This is a genomic window from Clostridium senegalense, assembly GCF_018916625.1.
In the GTDB taxonomy this organism is placed as follows: domain Bacteria; phylum Bacillota; class Clostridia; order Clostridiales; family Clostridiaceae; genus Clostridium_J; species Clostridium_J senegalense.
In genome coordinates this window covers 145,830-167,482 of record NZ_JAHLNC010000009.1, presented here as the reverse complement: position 1 = coordinate 167,482, position 21,653 = coordinate 145,830, and the positions used below count along the sequence as shown (strand labels likewise).

The following is a 21,653-nucleotide window of genomic DNA, read 5'->3' as shown; positions in this document are numbered from 1 at the left end:
AATCATTTTACATGTATATATATCAACTGTATTTCTTCTTATCAACATATAAAATTCCCTTTTTCATTAACATTTTATTGTTTTTTACTTTTTTCATAATTCAATGCTTTTTTAAATAAAAATGACTGTACTGCTGGATAAGTTAAATTCTTAGGTAAAGTGTCAAAAAATTCTATATCTTCAACTTCTAACTTTTCCATTTCATCTAATTCATCTATTTTAGCATAAAATAACTGACCTAAAAATTCATTTTCATCTTCCACTACTGAGCACATACATACTGGAGATATTTGAAATTTTTTAGCTCCAACTGTTTTCATTAACTCTTTTTCTGCATATTTTTCAATATGTTCATTACTTTCATGATATCCACATGGAATTCTCCATGTACTTTCATTTTTATCTTTTATAAAAACCCAGTGGTCTTTATACTTTGCAACTATTGCTGCAAAGGATATTTTTTTGTTGTCTATATGGTGTACATTATAAAATTTAACTTTTGTCATATTCAAAACTCCTTTTACATTAGTTTAAATAGTTTCTCAATATATAGCCTTAAATTTAAGACTATATTAAAGCTTGTCCAAAATAATAACAAACTTATAAGCTTGCTATACTAATTTATAAAACCACCTCTTTATTTTAAATTCTCTTATTTTTATTATTTTAACACAATATTAAGAATTTTAAAAATTTATTTTATAAAAAAAGATTGCTTTATTCAAAAATAAAGCAATCAAAATTAAAGTTATTTTGGGAATTTATATAAACCTTTTAAGGCTTTTTATATATTTAGTATACTACAAATATGCCTTAATAAACATATTTTAAAGAAAATATTCACAAATATTTAAATTTTAGATAATATTCTTTGAATAATATATGAAATTATCTATTTAAAAATTTAATTCATCAATAAATAATTCAAATAATACATTTTAATAATCCTATTGTATCATAATGATTTTAATTTAAAATATCAGCTATATATGTTTCTATAAATAGCCTATGACTTTTAACCATATCCTTTGGCAAGTCATTTATACTAAAAAACTCTAATGCACTTCCCTCATTTTCATTCAATATTAATTTTCCTTGAAAATCATATGTATAATATACTGCGTTAACTAAGTAAAATTCATCTTTATTGGGAAGCTTTAAATGAAATTCTTTTCCTGAAAATATTTTTAAAAACTTTAAATTATCAATCTTTAATCCTGTTTCTTCAAATACTTCTCGTTTACCTGTTTCTTCTAAAGATTCGCCAAGTTCCATTAATCCCCCTGGTAATCCCCATAATTTTTGGGGAGAAATTCTTTTTTGTAATAAAATACTATTATTTTTATCTATAATTAAAACAGAAACCCCATTTAATATAACAGGTTTATGACCAATTAAACTTCTTAACTCTTCTATATACCCCATTTTTACCTCCTGATTATATATTATCCACTTTTTCTTAATGTTTCTTTAAATATCAATATATCACATTACTTGTACATTTTAGACTATTATTTTAAAATAAAACTATAGAAAATGTAAAAACAGAAATTATTTAAATATTCAAAGTATATATTCTATAATATACAGTTTTTAATTAACTATTAAATGTATTTTAAATCTAAATAATAATGGTTGGAGATGATTTTATGGAAAAAGGATATATTCATATTTATACTGGAAATGGTAAAGGAAAAACAACAGCAGCATTAGGTGTTGCTGTAAGGGCAGTATGTGCAGGAAAAAAAGTTTTTTTCGGTCAATTTGTAAAAGGCATGAAATATAATGAAGTAAAATGTGAAGACTATTTACCTAATATAAAATTCAAACAATTTGGTCGCAGATGTTTTATAAATGAAGGTCCTGAAAAAGAGGATATAGATATAGCTATTAATGGTCTAAAAGAAATTGAAGCCATTATCTTAAGTAAAGAATATGATGTAATCGTTATGGATGAAATTACAATAGCATTGTATTTTAAACTATTAAACATAGAAGGTGTTTTAAAAGTACTAAAAAATAAACCCTATGAAACAGAATTAATTTTAACCGGTAGATATGCTCAAAAAGAATTACTAGATATAGCTGATCTTATTACAGAAATGAAAGAAGTTAAACACTATTATTATGATGGTGTTTTATCAAGAGATGGAATAGATAAATAAGTAATAAAAGGTGTCTTAAATTAGATAAGACACCTTTTTTATGTTAAAAATAAATTTAATTAATTGCTTTTTACAGGAAATTGAATTATCTTACATTTTTGTCGTGAAAAATAATTTTCATCATTTAACGAGAATAAGATTTCTTCCATATCTGACAAGTTGTTTATTTTGGTAATATTCTCACTGTCAATTAAGTCTAATTCATCTTCATCTTGAAGAATCTCTATAAGAGTATTTAAATCTAATATCTCTTCAAGACTTTCTCCTGATAATTCCTCATGAAAAAATTTTTCATCTTTTAAATCATCACAATTAGGAATGTAATCAAAAAGTTTTTTTTCTAATGCTTTTTCTTGTATGTTTTTTGAAGAATATCTAATATCTGTTATGAAACCATCTAAGTTTATTAACCATGTTAATGGATTTTTTTCAATATTACTTGGTAGAGTCCACTTAATATCCAACAATGTAATATTTAAAATTTCACAAATCTCATTATACCTTTTTGTTATTGATGAACTTGATACATTAAATATAGAAAATAAATCCTTTACTTTCATATACGGTTTTTCATTAGAATCAAATAAAAAATTAATTTTACCTATAACATATACAATAGCACAAGCCCATACATTAGATTTCCCTCTTAAAACTTTTTTCCAATTTTTTCTACATAAACTTTCCAATAATTTAGAAGAAAAGTTACTATATTCTTCATCTAAATATTTTATAGCAAATTCTTCTATAATTTTTTCTATTTCATAATATCTCTGTTCCGCTTCTTTCGGTATAACCGCCATAAAAATATCTCCTTTTAAAAATACTTCACTATAAAAATGTAAACTATTTATAAGAAAAAATCAAATGTTATATTTTAAATTTAACTTAGCTTACTAATTATTAATAAGTTAAAATATTTTTTAATAACTTTCTTACTCATTCTCTGTAACAAATATTATATTGAATAATTTTAAAGGACACCCCTTAATTTATTATATTATGGGATGCCCTTTTTATTAATACTTTAATATTTTTTTATAAAAATTAATCTTCTTTTGGTGCTTCTGCTACTAACTTTGCTAAATCAACTATTATCGACGGCAAGTTAGAATTAGCTGGATATGCTAAATACCTTCCACACCATACTGGATCAAACTTTTCTTTATATTTTCTTAATCCTTTAAAACTATAAACTTTATTTCCATAAGTAAATACATATCTACCCATTCTTTCTTTTACTTTTGAATACTTATTAACTCCTACATTTGAAAGTGGTGCCATACCTAAATTAAAATATTCATATCCTTCATTTATGGCCCAATTAATAAATGAGTAGAATACAGCATCCATAGTTCCATTAGGAGGATTTGGTATTAATCTCATAAGATCGATACCTACAGTTTTATCATCATAAACTGGCAACAATGTAGCAAAACCTATAATCTCTCCTTCATGTTTCACTACTCCTATTGGTGTTAAACTCATATATTCTTTATTAAACCACCCTAATGAAAATCCCTTTTCTTTTCTGTCTCCAAGCCATTTATCAGATATTTCTTTTAGTTTACTAAAAAACTCATCATCGAAAGGAGGGTTTATCATTTCAAATTCAAAAAGTCCTTTTTCTATCCTATTTTTTATATACCTTAAATCAGCTTTCTTTTTACCATTTAAATTAAAACCTTCTAATTTTACGAAAGCTTCTTCTCCTAACTTAAAGAAATTGTATCCATTTTCATGATATAACGGTAAATTCTCTTCATTTATTTCATAAAATACAGGTGTCATATTGTTTTTATCTGCAAAAGCTCTAAATTCACCAATAGCTTTTTTAAATAAAGATTTATCACCTATTGGATCACCTAATGCTATCATTTTATTATCGTATATTCTAAATCCAATAATAACCTTACTATCTGCAGCATAAAATAAACTCTTATCCTTTAAAAATAATAAATGTGTTTTACAATTTCCATCATATTTTTTTAAAAACTCTTTAAGTTTTTCTAAATCATCATCATTTGCATATTCAAATTCAATTTTCTTAACAGCTAAGAAATGTATTATAAGCACAATAACTAATAAAATTAAAAAATAACTAGTCATCATCTTAGGTGTATACATAAAGTTCTTTACCACTGGCTTATATGGTATAAATGCTAGTGAATTATTTATTACAAAATATATAAACCCATAAAATAAGCTCATTATTAAAACTATTGAAGTGTATAAAATAGCATTTTTAATTTCAAGCGGTGAATTCTCTCTATAAAATCTATCTTTAGATAAATATAATAAAAATGCTATAATTCCTAAAAGACTTGATGCTTCTATATTTAATCCTTTTATAAAAGATAACAATGAACCTAGTATTAAAAGAATTATTGTTACATTATACGCACCTTTTACCTTATCTAATATACCTTTTGATAGTATTATTAAAATAAATCCTATACCTATAACCGTAACTTCAGAGAATTGAAGCATTGGTACACTTAAAAACTTTCTAACTATCCTAACCCTAGCAGGAAAGTTTGGTAATATAGAAGAAAGTATTAAAACTATTCCACTAAAAAATATTAATCCTGATAAAGCTTTTATACCAAACTCATTTATAAGTGCTAAATTATTTTTATTTTTTTTTGACCTTTTAGCATTTAATAACTCACCTACTATTAAGAACATGGATAAAAGCCATGGAATCAAGTAATAAAATATTCTAAAAAGTAACATACCTACTATTATCCCTGAACTACTTATATTAAATAATTTAAAACCATAAATACAAGCTAAATCAAATGAACCTATACCTCCAGGTATAAAACTACAAACACCTATTGTAATTGCTAAGGAAAATACTGCTAAGCTTTCAAAATAAGATGCTTCAGGTGCAAAGTAATGTATTAGTCCTGCAAAAAATATTCCTGCAACTATCCATTCTAAAACTGCTACTAAAACCATTTTCACTTTACTTTTTAATGGCATAGTTATAGCTATGCTATCCTTAAACTTATCTCTTATATATGGAATTTTATCAATACTTAAATATAACGGTATATATAATGATATTAATATGGCTAAAATAACATAAAATTTATTATCTAATTTTACTATAAAATTAAAATTCAATAATATAAGACCTGAAAGTCCTGTAAGAGTTGTCATCCATATAGTGAAGGTCATATTAACAGCTTCTTTTGTTGATACACCTTCCTTTTTATAAAACGCAGTTCTTAACCCACCACCGGCTATTCCACCAGCTCCAATAAAATTATTAGTGGTATTTGACATCCAAGAAATTTTAAATATTTTCTTTTTGTTTACATCTATATTTAATTCTTTACATAAAACTAAATCATATAATGTAGTAACAACTACTGCTATCAGTCCCATTATAAATACTACTAAAATTGTTGAATTTTTTTCTTGCTTTAAAATATGTAACGCTTCAATAAGGTTTAAATTTTTCAGTTCTCCTTTTAATGCAAACAATACTAAAGCTAATACTAAAAAACCTATTACTGCTTTTAAAACAGTAATCTTAGATTTTTCCCAAGTTTCTCTATATTTGTCCAAAAAAATTTCACCCCTAATTCTAAAATATACATATTCATGTATATCAAATAATAATTTAAATTTAAAATATATTATTATAAATATATTATGATAATAAATATACTATCATATTCACATATACATTTAAGTTACAAAAGTGTAATATCTGTATCAAATTAGCTTACACTTCTGTAATTTATGTTTTCAAATTGGTAATTTAAAATATATTTTAATAAAAGTAAAAATTATATGCTTATCTATTGCAGATTTTAAATGTGTATTAATGCCTATATACAGTATATATATATTGTATATATTAGTCAACTTAACTTTTTCTTACATATTTCTTATAAAAACTTAAATTAATTTCCCTATTACCGTTAAATATTTAATTTTATTTATAAAAAAAGATTTTCTAATTAATTTTAGAAAATCCTTTCATAATATATGATTTTAATAAACTTTATTTAGTACTACTCTCATTGATTATGATTTTATTTATATTTAAACTAGTATCTTTTTTTAAATCTTTAAACCCATCTTTACATAATACTAAAGGCTTAGTAATATTATTTAAATCCATTTGAACTACTTTAGCAATTTCACCGCTACTAAGTTCTATATATTCTCCTATATAATAATTACTTATATTATTTATAAATATCTCACATAGACTATAATCAAGCTTTGCTATACTTTCCTCCTGTATTATTTTTAATGCCGTAAAAGGGTCTGTTCTTTTCTTATATGCTCTATTAGAGTTTATAGCATCAAAAACATCTGCTATAGCTATTATTTTTGCAAAACTATGAATTTTATTACCTTTTATGCCTAGAGGATACCCTGAACCATCTATTCTTTCATGATGCATTAATATTCCAAATTTTATATCATCCTTTAAATAAGGCATATCTTTTACTAAATTATAAGATACTATCGGATGGTTTTTAATAATTTTTATTTCTTTCCTTGTAAGATTACCTTTTTTTAAAAGAAGCTCCTGATTCAAGGCATATTTTCCATAATCATGAAGCATAGCAGCTCTCATAAGCAATATTAATTTAGTATCATTAAGATTCATCCACTTTCCTAAAAGTAGCGATAATAATGTTACATTTACAGAATGTGTAAATATACTATCTTCTCCACTTCCATTTAATAATATATTTTTAATCATAATCCGTGGTGAATTTAATTCTTCTAATATTTTTTTACAAAATATAGTTACATCGCTTATATTATTTTTATTAGTAAAATTTAAAGTATTAAATATATTGGTCAATCTATTAGAATATATTTTTATATTTCTTTCTGCCTCTTTCAAACTTTCATTTTCTTTTATGATATCTTTTTCATCTAATTTATAAAACTCTTTAATAAAACTCTTTTCTGTTTTAATTAATATAGGGTTTTCCATATAAACTTCTCTTAATTTTCTAGCTATTTCCTCTGTTATTTTAGTTCCCTTTTTAACTAAAACCATATCATCAACTATTATATCTTCTTTAGTAAAACCATCTAATTTAATTTTATTTTTGTTATCTTGCAAATCCGCAGTATTACTCATATTATCCCCCCATATCTATATTAACTTTATAGCATATTAAAGATATTTATACAATTATTTATATATATCAAATTCCAACAAAATATGAACATAATTATAATACTTATTTTCCATGAAAGTTATTATTATAGAATATAAAAAAACTGTATCAAAGCAAAAATACAACTTGCTTTTGATACAGTTTCTATTACTTAATTTACAAACTACATCCCAACAGAGATCTTAAATAATTCATTTTCCTTATCTTCAATGTATTTGCATAAATCTTTAAAATCTTGAAGCCAATGAATTTTTGAAAGCTCTCTTAAATCTATAACCACTCCTGTTGACTTATGTCTTATAAATTCCATATTATATATTGGCGTAACTACAAAGCCTCTTTTACAATCATATATGCAAGATTCAAATTTATCCCAATTATTTTCAAAATATTTCGTCTTAGCAAAACATAATCTATATAAATGAAAAACCATTCCTAATGTAGATGATTTTTTTGCAAACTTATGACTAAAGCATTCCTGTACAGGATATTTTTCTTGCACTCTCTCCCAATATAATTTTTTATTGGTACTCAACCCGTACTTATCTATTACTTTACACTTTTCTTCCCCTAATTCCTCTCTCATAATTTTTTCTCTTTCAGTGTCGTCTAATGTCCTTAATAAATCATTGTTCAAAGCGAAAACCTCCTAAAAGAAATTAAGAATATCTTTTCTTATCTTAATATTAATAATATTCTAACAATTTTTCCAATAGAAAGTATCTATAGTTATATATAAAACTATTCGATTATTAAATATATAAATCATTATCAACAAAATTTTCATTCTCAAATACATTTATATCATTTTTTGTATTATTATATAATTATTTGACTTTTTATAGTATTATAAACTTATATTACATAATTTAAACTCTTATTTTAACTTAATTATAATTAAACTTTAATATTGGAGGAGAACGTTATGAAATCTTTTTTCCCTAAATTTTTTAGGTATAAAAATAACGGTGATTTAAAAAAGAAAAGCATAAAAAATCAAATACTTTTATTACTTTTACCATTAACTATCGGTGCTATGATTGTTATGGTAGGTATATCTTATACTACAGCTCAAAAAATTTTATTTTCTGAAATTGATGAAAAAATGTCTTATCAAACTAATTCTACAATAGAATTTATTAGCAAACTTTTAGATAGACATGGCCAAATTGCAAGAACATTAGCAAGTTCTGCTAAATCATTTAATGGAGATATAAATGAAAACAATTCCCAAAATCTAGTCAAATCATTTATAGAAACTAATAATGAAACTTTTGGTTCAGGTATATTTTATGAACCGTATTTAATAGATAAAAATACTAAATTTTTATCACATTATGGTTATAAGAAAGATGGACAAGTTCTTTACACAAATGTATACTCCAAAGATGACTATACAAAAGACTACTGGTATAAACTAGGTGCTAGTTCTAAAGGGGATTTAATGTGGTGTGAGCCATATTTAGATGAATATACTAATGTTACTATGTTAACATCAGTATGTCCTATTTTACAAAACAATAAACTTTTAGGAGTTGCAACTGCTGACATTGACCTATCTACTATTCAAAAGACTATATCAGAAATTAAAGTAGGAAAGTTAGGAAGAGCATTCTTATTAACATCAAATGGTACTTATATAGCAGATAAAGATTCATCAAAGGTCTTAAAAATAAATATTAAAGAAGATTCTAACGATAGCCTTAAGACAATTAGTAATAACATATTATCTTCTGAATCTGGTAAATCTTCATTTAAAGATGATAATGGAACAAATATAACATTTTTCTCCACTATTCCTGAAACCAATTGGAAACTTGTTATGTGTATACCAGAATCAGAACTTCTAAATCCACTAAGAGTTTTAGCCTTTAAAATTTTTGTAGCTATGCTTTTTGTTATTATTTTAGTAACTATATGTATAACTAAATTAGCCAATAATCTAAAAGTAAGAATATCTAAGGTCAATTCTTTAGCCGAAGCTATTGCAAATGGTGATTTAACTTATAGAATAGATGTAACATATAATGATGAATTAGGCGATATGTCAAATCATCTTAATAAAATGGGTGATAACTTAAAAACTGTAATCGAAAAAGTATCTATTGGCCTTGAACAAGTTGTTTCTACTTCTGAAGAACTAACTGCTAGTGCTAATGAAACTAAAGAAGCAGCTAATCAAATTTCTATATCTATTCAAGATGTTGCTAATGGTGCTGAAATGCAATCTACATCTTTTATTGAAGCTTCTAAAGAAGGTGAAAAACTTCACCATAGAGTTTCTGATATATCTTCATCTATTTCTTCTGTAAGTGCTGCTTCTAACCTTGCCTATGATAAAGCATTAAGTGGTAATAATGTAGTTACTTCAACCATAACTCATATGAAAGACATTAATACCAAAGTATCTTCTTCAGCTCAAATTGTTAATTCTCTTAATGAAAAGTCAATTGAAATTGGTAATATATTATCTTTAATTTCTAACATAGCATCCCAAACTAATCTTTTGGCTTTAAATGCCGCTATTGAAGCTGCGAGAGCTGGAGAAAAAGGAAAGGGCTTTGCTGTAGTTGCTGATGAAATACGAAAACTTGCTGAACAATCTTCAGATGCAGCTAAAAATATTTCTGTTATAATAAATGAAGTTCAAAATGAAATACAAAATGCTTCATTATCAATGAATGACGGGTGCAAATTTGTAGATGAGGGTATGACTATGGTTTTTGAAGCTGGAAACTCATTTGAAAACATTCTACAGGAAGTTAAATCTATTTCTGAGAGCGTAAATGATTTATCTTTTGCTATGGATAAAGTTTTATCAAGTAGTACTATTATGGTACAATCTGTTATTAATTCTTCAGAAATTTCTACTACAACTTCTGCTAATACTCAGAATGTAGCTGCTTCTAGTGAAGAACAAACTGCTCTTATGAATGAAGTTTCTAATGCTTCAGAACATCTATCTCAAATGGCATGTGAACTTCAATTAGAACTTTCTAAATTTGTACTATAAATAAAAAAACTATATCAACACAAAAGACAGGTTTAATTTATTATCAAAACCTGTCTCTTATTTTAATCAAAATTAATATTATTTTAAAAGTATTCCACCATAATTACTTATAACTACTGCAAATACTACTGAAACTATTGTCATAAGTTTTATTAAAATATTCATAGATGGTCCAGAAGTATCTTTAAATGGATCTCCAACTGTATCCCCTACAACTGCTGCTTTATGCGAATCACTTCCTTTTCCGCCATAAGCTCCACCTTCAATATATTTTTTAGCATTATCCCATGCACCACCAGCATTAGACATAAACATTGCAACCATAACACCAGTTCCTAAAGCTCCTGCAATTGTCCCAGCAAGTGCTTCCGCTCCTAACAAGAATCCAACTGCTAGTGGTATAGCTATTGCTAAAATACCTGGTAGTAACATTTCCTTTAATGCTGCATCTGTTGAAATTTCAACACATTTTGCATAATCTGGCTTTTCAGTTCCTTCCATTATTCCTTTTTTCTCTTTAAATTGACGTCTAACTTCTTCAACCATTTTAGTTGCAGACTTTCCTACTGCCTCCATGGTTAATGCAGCAAATAAAAATGGTACCATACATCCTACTAAAAGTCCTGTAAGTGTCAATGGATTTAATAAATTTATACTTTCTAAATTAACAGCCTGAGCATAAGATGCAAATAAAGCTAATGCTGTTAGTGCTGCCGAACCAATAGCAAAACCTTTACCAATTGCTGCAGTAGTATTTCCAACTGAATCTAATTTATCAGTAATCTCTCTAACTTCCTTTGGCATATCAGCCATTTGTGCAATTCCACCAGCATTATCTGCAATTGGACCATATGCATCTACAGAAATGACCATACCTGATGTTGCAAGCATTCCTACTGCAGCTAACGCAATTCCATATAAACCTAAACTTGCATCTTTTGAACCACCTATTAAGAAATATGATAGTAATACTCCTAATGCAATTATCAAAATAGGTACAACTGTAGATTTCATTCCAATAGCAAGACCAGAAATTATATTTGTAGCTGCTCCTGTTTGAGACTCCTGTGCAATAATTTTTACTGGTTTATAATTATCTGATGTGTAATACTCTGTAATTTTACCTATGAAAACCCCAACTAATATTCCCACTAAAACAGATATAAATGGTTTTATAGTATTTAAAATAGTTTTGCTTAAAATCAACGAAAATATTATCATAAGTACTACAGATACATATAGTCCTAAATTCAATGTTTTCTGTGGATCTTTTCCTTTAGAATATCTAACTATAAATATAGCAATTATTGACGCTATTATACCAGCAACAGACACATATATTGGAAACATAACAGCATTTTTTCCTAGTGATACACTTGCTGCGACTCCAAGAGTTAATGCAGATATTAAAGAACCAACATAGGATTCAAAAAGATCTGCTCCCATTCCTGCTATATCACCTACATTATCCCCTACATTATCAGCTATAACAGCAGGATTTCTTGGGTCATCTTCCGGGATTCCAACTTCTACCTTTCCAACAAGGTCAGCACCTACATCTGCGGCTTTAGTATATATTCCTCCACCTACACGTGCAAAAAGAGCTATTGATGATGCACCTAATCCAAAACCTGTAATATATTCTATTTCTAAGTTGAAAATTAAAGATAACATTGCAATACCTAAAACTCCAAGTCCTACAACAGAAAGTCCCATAACTGTTCCCCCAGAAAAAGCTATGGATAAAGCATCTTCTTTTCCTTTAGTAGCAGCTTGTGCAGTTCGTACATTAGCTTTTACTCCTACTTTCATACCTGCATATCCAGCAGCAATTGAAAATATTGCACCTAATATAAAACTTATAGATGTTTTTATATGAAGAAATACTGCAATAGCAATAGCTACTACTAATATAAATATCCCCAAATATCTATATTCCTTCTTCAAAAATGCCATTGCACCTTCACTTATATGGCCTGCAATCTCCTGCATTTTTTTATTTCCCACTTCTTTTTTTGAAATTTCTTTTGATATAAACATTGCAAAAAGTAAAGTTAACACTGATACTATTATTGCAAAAAATAAAAAAGACATAAAATACCCCCTTTAAGTATCATTTTTCCGTAAAACTATTACTAATAGATTTCATAGTAACTATTACTATTTTCTATAAGTATATATTCTTCTTTTTAAAGTTTTCCCCTTTAACATTTATATAAACTTTTTGTAAACTTTTACACTAAATGTAATTACATTTTATAACATATTTTTCAAGATTAAGTTTAAATTTTCTGAATATTATCTTTTTCTATTTATTATGTTATAATCGTGTGGAGCTAATTGCTAAATTATTTTTAAAATTGAATATTTTTAACTTTTTGGTTTAAATGTGATTAATTTCAATTTATTAAAAGGGAAAAGAGTTTAAATCTCTTACGGTCCAGCCACTGTAATGAAGAGCAAATTTTTATTATACCACTGCAAATTATAAATTTAAGTTTGTGGGAAGGTGAACATTTGTGATGAATCTAAGTCAGGAGACCTGCCAATAAGTTCTAAAGTTGCTTACTAGGATAGGTTAATTTTAATTAAATTTAATACATTACATAATTAGTTGTATGTTTTAAAGTTATTTATTACAGTATCTTATTCTAGGATACTGTTTTTTGTTATAGATTTATTATAATTATTAAATTAAATAATAAAACAAATTTAAAATATTTTTATTATTCTAATTATTGCGTTTATAAATATTAAAATATTTATATATATTAATAAAAAGATTACTTAGGGGGATTTTTTATGAGAAAACAAAAAATTTATTCATTAATTCTAGCAGTATCACTAACTGCATCAATTCTTTCAGGCTGTGGTAATACAAATAAAGCTTCAAAAGAAGTTTCTTCAAATTCTGCTTCTGAGCAAAAAAATTATAAAGAAGTTACTGTAAACAATGATTTACCTTCTGGTAAAGAAGATGAAACTTTTTCTACTGCACCAAAAAAAGCTGTTACACTAAGTGGCTTTACAACAGAAATGCTACTTGCATTAGGGCTTGAGGATTCTATAGCAGGATATTCATTTCAAGACAACGAAGTACTACCTGAATATAAAGACGCACACTCCAAACTTAACAAATTGTCTGATTTAATGCCATCTAAAGAAACATTATTAGGTGTTGAACCTGATTTCATAACTGGATGGATGTCTACCTTTACTGAAAATAATTTTAATAATAAATTTTGCAAAGAAAACAATGTGAAAATTTATGTTCCAAAATGTGAAAGTCCTAATGCAACAATGGAAACTGTCTATGAAGACTTTACTAACCTTGGAAAAATATTTAATGTAGAAAAAAATTCAGAAGATGTTATATCTAAAATGAAAAAGGATATTGAAGCTATATCTTCTAAAATACCAAAAGATACAAAACCTGTTAAAGCATTTGTATATGATTCTGGCACAGATAGTCCTTTTACTGCATGTAACGGTTTGCCTACAGATTTAATAAAGCTTGCTGGTGGTGAAAATATATTTAAAGATGGAGAAAAACCTTGGGCTAAAGTAACTTGGGAAGAAGTTGTTAAACAAAACCCTGAGCAAATAATAGTAATGCAATATAATGCAGCTGATGATGTTGAAGAAAAAATAAACTTTTTAAAAAATCATGATGCATTAAAAGATGTAGATGCTATAAAAAACAATAAAATATTTGTATTAGAGCTTTCAGAAGTAGTTGCTGGTGTTAGAAATCCTGGTGCTATAAAAGCTATGGCGGAAAATTTCCATCCTGAAATATTCAAAAAATAAATTGGAGCGTTTTAAAATGAAAAAATTTAAAATAAACATATATATTATCTACACAGCATTAATATTATTTTTAGTATTTTCTATAATAGTTGCTATTAATGTTGGTTCAGTAGATGTGAGCAGTTCTGAACTTTTCAAAATTATAATTAATAAAACATCTGGAAATGATGTCTTTGATAAAACATGGTCCAATTCTGTAGAAAATATAATTTGGCAGTTAAGATTACCGCGAACTCTTCTTGCTGGAATTGTTGGTGCCGGTCTTGCTCTTTCTGGAGTATTAATGCAGGCTTTAACAAAAAATGTTCTTGCTGATCCATATATACTTGGTATTTCATCCGGTGCATCTACCGGTGCAGTTATAAGTATATTACTTGGAAGTAGTTTAGCTATACCTTTTATGTCTATCCATATAGGTGCATTCATAGGTGCATTATTTTCTTCAATATTAGTATTTGTACTTTCAAGTAAAAAAGGTAAATTTTCATCTTCAAGTTTAGTTCTAACAGGGGTTGCTGTGGCATCAGTATTCTCTGCAATAACAAATTTTATTATATTTAAAGCAGAAGATGTAAGAAAATTATATTCAGTTATGTTTTGGATGACCGGGTCTCTTGCTGGATCTAAATGGGATGATGTGCCTTTAGCATTTTTAGTGCTTATAATTTCATCTATTATATCTTTAGTTATTCATAAAACTCTTGATGCAATGCTTCTAGGCGAAGATGCTGCTATAACTTTAGGTGTTAATATTAAACTTTTTAAAAAAATAATAATTGTAACAAGTACATTACTTACTGGAATTATGGTTTCTTTAAGTGGAATTATAGGCTTTGTTGGTCTTATTATTCCTCATATTTGCAGAACAATTGCAGGTTCTGTACATAAAAAGCTTATTCCTTTAACAGTTCTTTTAGGTTCACTATTTTTAATATGGTCTGATATATTGGGTAGAATGATAGGTTCAACTGAGGAACTTCCTATAGGTGTTGTTACCGCAATCATCGGTGCTCCATTCTTCCTATGGTTATTAAGAAAAAGTAAGTATTCTTTTGGAGGTTAAAATGACTAAGCTACATGTTAAGAATTTAAATTATAAACACATATTAAAAGATATAAATCTTGAAATATCTAAGGGAGATTTTGTAGGAATCATAGGTCCAAATGGTAGTGGAAAATCAACTTTACTTAAAAATATATATAGAGTTTTCACTCCAGATAGTGGTGAGGTTTTACTTAATAATAAAAACATAAAAAAATTATCTCATAAAGATATTGCAAAAGATATGTCAGTAGTGGCACAAGAAAATAGACCAGAATTTGACTTTAATGTGCTTGACATGGTGCTTATCGGAAGATTTGCACATAAAGGCTTATTTCAAGATAATACAAAATCAGATATTTCTTTTGCAGAAAGCTGTCTTGAAAAAGTTGGAATGCTTAAATTTAAAGATAGAAGTTTTTCAAATCTATCCGGTGGTGAAAAGCAAAGAGTTTTAATTGCCAGAGCTCTTGCACAACAAAGTGATTTTATGATTCTAGATGAACCAACCAACCATTTAGATATTGGATACCAGCTGCAAATAATGGATATTATAAAAGCTCAAAATCTAACGGTATTTTCAGCAATACATGATTTAAATATAGCATGCTACTATTGTGATAAAATTTTTGTTATGAAAGATGGTGTTATATTAGATTTTGGAACTCCTGAAGACGTATTAAATGAAAAAATAGTTAAAGAACTTTTTGGACTTAATTGTAGTATTGAAAAAAGTTCTGCTACTAACAAATTAAATATAACCTATATTCCTAATTCTTTCAAAAATGAAGAATTAAAAGTTATTTAGTAAAAGCCTGTGATAATTGAAATCACAGGCTTTTTATATAATTAATACTTTCTTTTAGGATTTTTAGGAAACCAACCTTTTTTTACTCTCTCTTCTTGTTCAATTATTTCATGAATACTCCAAAGACATGAAAAACCTGTTACCCCTAATATAGATGCAATAATATTGTTTTTAACTATTAAAGATATTCCTATAAAAATTAATCCTAATATAAAAAACATTGGCCATATCTTCTTACCAAAATAGTATTCACCCTTAATTACTATTGGATGAAATACTCCAATGATAAAAAAAGCCATTAATCCAATCATAATACCTTGCAAGTTCAAAATCATACCACCTCATAAATTTTTAATACATACTTTTTAATTTTTAGTATGCTTTATAAGTAAATTTAATAAAACATTCTTTTAAAATACTTACATTTATTAATTATACTCCAAAAACAAGTGTTCCTATAATCCAATATATTGCCCACCAAAACAATAATATTGCATTAATTATTATTAGAAAAATTGCTAACTTAGTTTTATGTCTTATGAATCCTATTATTGAAATATTCCTCCAATAAATGCAAAAATACTTGGACCAATAAGAATTAAAATTCCTTCCAATATCGTGACATGAGTTGGTATAAGTTGAATAAATTCATTTACTAAAACTAAGAAAGATAATACTAAAATACCTAAAGACCACTTAGTAAATATACTTTCATACTTCATCTCAATCTCCCTTATTATACTTTAAATAATTTACTTCTAAATAATAATATAATTATATCATATTTACTTTTGCAAAATAAATCTCTGATTCTATTTAATTATATTTGTATTTCTAGAAAATATTATTAATATATTTTAAATTTATAATTTATTTTTAATTTAAAGTAAATTACATAAAAAACTCTATTTTTTATTATTTTTTTAATATATACTGCGCCTATTTTATTTCATGTTTTTTACTTATATGTTATAATCTTTTACAAATGTTGTTTTATTTACAATTTTAAACATGGGGGTTTTTATATTATGAACACAATTAATTTAAATTTTGACTGTAAAGTATTAGACGAAAATAATCCAGATTTAGTTTTTGGTGCAGCTGAATGTCTTGCTGAAACTTTTGCTGGAGTAAAGATAGGCAAATTTACTATCTGTGAGCCTATGGCTAAAATATGTAATTTATCTAAAGAAGATATGATGGAATTTACTACAAATTATATAAAAGACATTGTAAATGATGGTTTATGTGTGGTAGCAGTAGATAGTGATACTAATAAGGTTATTGGAGCTATGGCTTGTGAAAATTACACTCCTAGTAGGAAAGCTTCTTTTGAAATTAAAAATGAATCAATAAACAATATATTTGGTTTTCTTGGAGAATTAGATAAACAATTTTTCACAATTGTAGAAAAAAGATTTGGAAGAAAAATAAGAAAAAATGAATATGTTCGTGGTTCTATGCTAGGGGTTAGAACAGAATTTAACAAAAAATATGTTGCACAAAATATGCTTTCACTTGTAATGGACCAATGTGCAGAAAAAGGATTTAAAGCATTTTTTGTTGAAGCAACAAACTTTAAATCTCAAAAGTTTAATGATCTTTACGGCTTTTATACTGCTAAAGATTTACAAGGTAAACCTATATCTAAAAAATATTGTGACCATAAAATATTCCATCAAATTCCTGAAGATGTTGCTTTAGAATGTTTACTTATGATAAAACCTGTTGAAAATGCTGTTATCCAAGCATTGTGCGTATAGATTATACTAATTATTTTCTATTCTAATCATACATAAATAATATGACCCCTAGAAATACAGAAAGGGGTCATATTATTTTAGGTTATCAATTTTTATAATTAAATTATCATATCATAAATATTTTTATCTAATAGACTATTGACCAAAGTGCTAAAGTTGTTTCTGGTTCCCAACTAACTATAGCTCTATGAGCTTGACGACACTTATATTTATTTCCTCTATAAGTAACTAAATCACCTACTTTATATGTTGTTCCTGGCCTCCATTCACTAACTTTTTCAGTATCTGTACCACCAGTTTGTTTTTTAACTATTAGTGTTCCTTCTTTAAGAGTTGTTTTTTGACCATCCTCTTCTGTTGCGATTATTTTGTATGAGTAATTATAATCAGCCCAAGCTGAGCAATACAATTTAAGTTTAAATGCCCCTTGAGATAAATCATATCCTACATATTTGTTTTGATTATCATTTAAAACACTACGCTCAGCATCTATATATTTTCCACCATTTACGTATAATTCTATATTAGTTATCTTTTTACCACTTAAGCATTCACCTGTTATCTCCATGTCACCTGTTATTGTTTTAGTATCATCAAAATTAACTACATATTTAAGTGGTAACTTTTCTATTTCATCTTCTGAAGTCTTTTCAAGTCCAGTATTAGTGATTTTATAAGTTATACTACTGCCTTTTTCTAATTGTAATTTATTTTCTGTATTTGTTATTAGTAATCTATTATCCGGTTCTCTATGCTTAACTGTAATGTAATCACCTATTTGAATAGGAATATTTTCAACTAAGGCTTCATTTACTTTATTTCCAGTAAAATCTTTTGTATAAACAGTATTTCCTTCACTGTCCCTAATTAAAAGTGATGCATAACTATCTTCAAAATAGTAATGTGGCATAATTCCTTTAATATCAAATTTTGCATTTTTATTAGCTAAGTCTAAACCTAATTCTCCAAAAACGTTATCTGCATAACCTTTAAAAGTAAAATTAAATTTTTCACCTAAATAAGCAGTTTCTTTGTTATCTCCATCGCCAGTTTGTCCATTTATAACAACATTAAAGCTAGCAGTATCTCCTGATACATTTACATTTTGTAAACTTATTCCACTATCCATTCCATTAGATAAAAATAATTCATTGGAATTAATATTTGTCTTGGTATAACCTAAAGCTGCTTTAGATAAATCCCCAACTGCATTTAAAGTTCCATATGGTCTATATAAATATACTTCATCATTTCCACTTGCATTACCTCTTCCTTGGAAAGCTGTGTTTATTCTATATACTAATAAACCTTCGCCTGGTAAATTAGATTCATATAATCTTTCTTTTTTTCTATATTCTACTACAAAATATTCTTTATTTGAATTTGGTGATTTGATAATATAGCTGTTATTATTTGAGTTGCCTATTTTAGATACTGAATATTTTCCTGGTTTATTTATTTCTTGTATATTATCTATCCACTTACCATAATACATTTTCATGTATGTTCCCATTGATTGAGGAATAGATTTAGTTTGGTCCATTACATCCCATGGTCCAACAGCAACTTTACCATCATAATTATAATGATAAAGATCTGGTGCTCCTAATGTATGAAACATTTCATGACTTAAAACACCAATACCATTATCTCCAATAAAATCTTCTAATTGAAAATTGTAAGTATCTATTCTTTTACCATTTATTCTTGCATCTTGATAAAACATATTCCATTTATGAGGCCATAAAAGTGATGACCATCCAGTTGTTGCACCCTTTATAATAAAACAAACATTGTCAACCTTACCATCATTATCTGAATCCACATTTAAATCTTGTGGAATTTGATTTTTAACAGAGTCAACTGCATTTTTAAGTAATGTTTGTTCCCTTATTCCTCTTTCATTGTCTGGAACATTTGCATAATAACTTCTTGGATGACTATCAGTATAACTTAAAACTTTATCACCCTGAGGTTTGGGATAAAAAGTTGTATTAATATCTAATTTATTATAAGACGCTTCCTTATAATAATTATTTAAAGATGCTTGACCTTGCGAGTTAAATTGTCTATCATATGTGGAAAAATTTCTTGTTATTTCATATTGGTCACTAAATTTTATGAAAATAACTATATTATTAAGCTTTCCAATATTTTTTGTACTTTTAGTTGAAACATTTGCATTAAGCATTTCTCTTTGTTTTTCAATTTCATCTTTTGGATATTCTACATCATTTATATTAATTCTGCTATCATTTTCAATATTTTGTAAACTTTCAGTTTTTTCTTTAGTTACCCGTTCTCTTGATGGTAATATTTCATCCTTTACATATTTTCCATAAACATAATATCCTGTCTTTTCATCTTTAAGTATTGCTCTTCCCTTTGAATCATGCAAATAGTTATAAAACTCATCTCCTGATGCATAACACTGAATAACTTGTCCATCTGGTTGTGTTAAATTCACCTCTGCATCCTTCATTGGTGCAGCATTAACCGGTGAATTGCTTGTCCCTAAAACGCTAGCCATTGCAACTAAGGTTGCTAATCCTAGCTTAGATAAAAACCCTTTTTTCATTTTAATCCCCCTCTTTTAGTTCATCACATTTATAACCATACTAAACCTCTCATTTTTTAACGTGGTATAAATATGAATAATTTTTTATTAAAATATTATAACTAATCATTTGTAGTTGACTTGTTATAATAAATTAAACTAATTATATTAAAATCTTTCTTATATCGAAAAATCTGGATCAACTAAATTTTGATATATATTTTCTAGTAAGCTATAGCTTGATATATTATTTTTATCCAATCTTAAAAATTTTAGTTTTTTTAAGTCACTTATAGCTGATATATCACATATTTTGTTACTATCTAATCCTAAACTAATTATTCTACTTTTACCTGAAAGTATAGAAATGTCATTTAATTTATTATTGCTAGCCCAAAGCCCTGTGATTTCATTCATGTTCTCAATTCCTTCTAAAGAAGATATATCATTATTACAAATATTAAGTTCTTTAATCCCCTTAATAGTTGATAATGGTTTTATATTACTAATTTTATTATTGCTAACATCTAAATTAGTTAAATTAACTAATTTTGAAAGAGAATTTAAGTCAGTTATATTGTTGTTTGATACATAAAGTTCTTTTAGATTTAATAAATTTTCAATTCCTTCTAAAGTAGTTATTTCATTGTTACTTATATCTAATCTTTCTAACTTCTTTAAATCTTTAATTATTGATATATCTTTTAAACCACAATCTATAACTTCTAGATTTTTAAGATTTTTTAATGTTGATATAACTTTAAGATCATTTACATTGCAATGTACTATTTTTAAAACTGTGATATTATTTTTTTCATTTAACTGATCTATATCTTCTATACCACTATCAATTATTTCTAATGATGATATTTCATCTAAATTTTTTATATCATTTAAGCTCTTAATATTGTCATTTTTAATAACTGTACTATTTCCTTCTTCATTTACTTCTTCAGTATTTTGAAATTCATTTTCTGATTGTTTTTCTTTAGTTTCAGGCTTATTCTTAGAAAGCTCTTTTTCATTTTTTTTACTATTTTCACCTAAACTTTGTTCTAATTTTACATTTTCATTGCTCTCTGTTTTACTATCTTCTTTTCCTTGATTATATTTATATACTACAACTATAGAGATACTTATAATTGCACAAATTATTATAAAAATTGTACTCTTTTTCATAGCTTCACTTCCTATTTTTATATTTTTCTCCCTTTTATTTTTTGTTATCGTTAGAATCACCTAACACTTTACATTTTTTAAACATATTTTTGAAATAATGTATATTTTTATAGAATATTGTTGAATTTTATCTTTAACTTAATTCTAAATGTAT

Annotated in this window: 17 protein-coding genes and 1 riboswitch; of the genes, 6 read left to right on the top strand and 11 right to left on the bottom strand. The window is 26.3% G+C overall.

The features are described from left to right. Positions 1-74: 74 nt before the first annotated feature. Both KQI36_RS14860 and KQI36_RS14855 read right to left on the bottom strand, forming a co-directional pair. Entirely contained in the window at positions 75-506 is a 432-nt protein-coding gene (locus KQI36_RS14860) for an NUDIX hydrolase (RefSeq protein ID WP_216451563.1), read from the bottom strand. 460 nt (positions 507-966) lie between these two features. Beyond that, entirely contained in the window at positions 967-1,425 is a 459-nt protein-coding gene (locus tag KQI36_RS14855; protein ID WP_216451562.1) for an NUDIX hydrolase, read from the bottom strand. Positions 1,426-1,649: 224 nt separating this feature from the next. On the opposite strand from KQI36_RS14855, the gene KQI36_RS14850 reads away from it, so the two are divergent. Continuing rightward, entirely contained in the window at positions 1,650-2,165 is a 516-nt protein-coding gene (locus KQI36_RS14850; protein ID WP_216451561.1) for a cob(I)yrinic acid a,c-diamide adenosyltransferase, read from the top strand. 59 nt (positions 2,166-2,224) lie between these two features. On the opposite strand, the gene KQI36_RS14845 is transcribed toward KQI36_RS14850, so the two are convergent. From KQI36_RS14845 to KQI36_RS14830, 4 genes are all read right to left on the bottom strand, one after another. Further along, positions 2,225-2,965: a DUF6398 domain-containing protein gene (locus KQI36_RS14845; protein ID WP_216451560.1), complete on the bottom strand. Its 741-nt coding sequence runs from the start codon at positions 2,963-2,965 to the stop codon at positions 2,225-2,227. 244 nt (positions 2,966-3,209) lie between these two features. Then, positions 3,210-5,741, bottom strand: coding sequence for a bifunctional lysylphosphatidylglycerol flippase/synthetase MprF (gene mprF / locus KQI36_RS14840; RefSeq protein ID WP_216451559.1), 2,532 nt, complete (start codon positions 5,739-5,741; stop codon positions 3,210-3,212). 442 nt (positions 5,742-6,183) lie between these two features. Further along, positions 6,184-7,287: an HD-GYP domain-containing protein gene (locus KQI36_RS17785; protein WP_244991612.1), complete on the bottom strand. Its 1,104-nt coding sequence runs from the start codon at positions 7,285-7,287 to the stop codon at positions 6,184-6,186. Between the two features lie 203 nt (positions 7,288-7,490). Then, entirely contained in the window at positions 7,491-7,964 is a 474-nt protein-coding gene (locus KQI36_RS14830) for a hypothetical protein (RefSeq protein WP_216451558.1), read from the bottom strand. Between the two features lie 288 nt (positions 7,965-8,252). Between KQI36_RS14830 and KQI36_RS14825 the strand changes: the two genes are divergently transcribed. Then, positions 8,253-10,340 (top strand): methyl-accepting chemotaxis protein, encoded by a 2,088-nt coding sequence (locus KQI36_RS14825; protein WP_216451557.1) that lies wholly within the window; start codon positions 8,253-8,255, stop codon positions 10,338-10,340. Between the two features lie 78 nt (positions 10,341-10,418). On the opposite strand, the gene KQI36_RS14820 is transcribed toward KQI36_RS14825, so the two are convergent. Beyond that, positions 10,419-12,434, bottom strand: a complete 2,016-nt coding sequence (locus tag KQI36_RS14820; RefSeq protein WP_216451556.1) for a sodium-translocating pyrophosphatase — start codon at positions 12,432-12,434, stop codon at positions 10,419-10,421. A gap of 268 nt (positions 12,435-12,702) precedes the next feature. Next, a riboswitch (cobalamin riboswitch) is annotated at positions 12,703-12,904 on the top strand. Positions 12,905-13,142: 238 nt separating this feature from the next. On the opposite strand from KQI36_RS14820, the gene KQI36_RS14815 reads away from it, so the two are divergent. Genes KQI36_RS14815 through KQI36_RS14805 form a run of 3 tightly spaced genes read left to right on the top strand, consistent with a single transcriptional unit; the run spans position 13,143 to position 16,000 of the window. Next, complete coding sequence (locus KQI36_RS14815; RefSeq protein ID WP_216451555.1) at positions 13,143-14,150, top strand: ABC transporter substrate-binding protein; 1,008 nt, start codon at positions 13,143-13,145, stop codon at positions 14,148-14,150. A gap of 16 nt (positions 14,151-14,166) precedes the next feature. Next, complete coding sequence (locus tag KQI36_RS14810) at positions 14,167-15,213, top strand: FecCD family ABC transporter permease (RefSeq protein ID WP_216451554.1); 1,047 nt, start codon at positions 14,167-14,169, stop codon at positions 15,211-15,213. A gap of 1 nt (position 15,214) precedes the next feature. Further along, positions 15,215-16,000 (top strand): ABC transporter ATP-binding protein, encoded by a 786-nt coding sequence (locus KQI36_RS14805; RefSeq protein ID WP_216451553.1) that lies wholly within the window; start codon positions 15,215-15,217, stop codon positions 15,998-16,000. A gap of 41 nt (positions 16,001-16,041) precedes the next feature. Here the strand turns inward: KQI36_RS14805 and KQI36_RS14800 are convergent, their stop codons facing one another. After that, a complete protein-coding gene (locus tag KQI36_RS14800; protein WP_216451552.1) occupies positions 16,042-16,329 on the bottom strand; it encodes a DUF4491 family protein in 288 nt (95 codons plus the stop codon). A gap of 219 nt (positions 16,330-16,548) precedes the next feature. Continuing rightward, the gene (locus KQI36_RS14795; RefSeq protein WP_216451551.1) at positions 16,549-16,722 is read right to left on the bottom strand and encodes a hypothetical protein; all 174 of its coding nucleotides are present in this window, start codon (positions 16,720-16,722) and stop codon (positions 16,549-16,551) included. A gap of 306 nt (positions 16,723-17,028) precedes the next feature. Between KQI36_RS14795 and KQI36_RS14790 the strand changes: the two genes are divergently transcribed. Continuing rightward, positions 17,029-17,763, top strand: a complete 735-nt coding sequence (locus tag KQI36_RS14790; protein ID WP_216451550.1) for a hypothetical protein — start codon at positions 17,029-17,031, stop codon at positions 17,761-17,763. 127 nt (positions 17,764-17,890) lie between these two features. Here the strand turns inward: KQI36_RS14790 and KQI36_RS14785 are convergent, their stop codons facing one another. Both KQI36_RS14785 and KQI36_RS14780 read right to left on the bottom strand, forming a co-directional pair. Beyond that, on the bottom strand, positions 17,891-20,341 hold the full coding sequence (locus KQI36_RS14785; protein WP_216451549.1) for a M6 family metalloprotease domain-containing protein: 2,451 nt from the start codon (positions 20,339-20,341) through the stop codon (positions 17,891-17,893). Positions 20,342-20,500: 159 nt separating this feature from the next. Further along, complete coding sequence (locus tag KQI36_RS14780; RefSeq protein ID WP_216451548.1) at positions 20,501-21,499, bottom strand: leucine-rich repeat domain-containing protein; 999 nt, start codon at positions 21,497-21,499, stop codon at positions 20,501-20,503. Between the last annotated feature and the right edge of the window lie 154 nt (positions 21,500-21,653).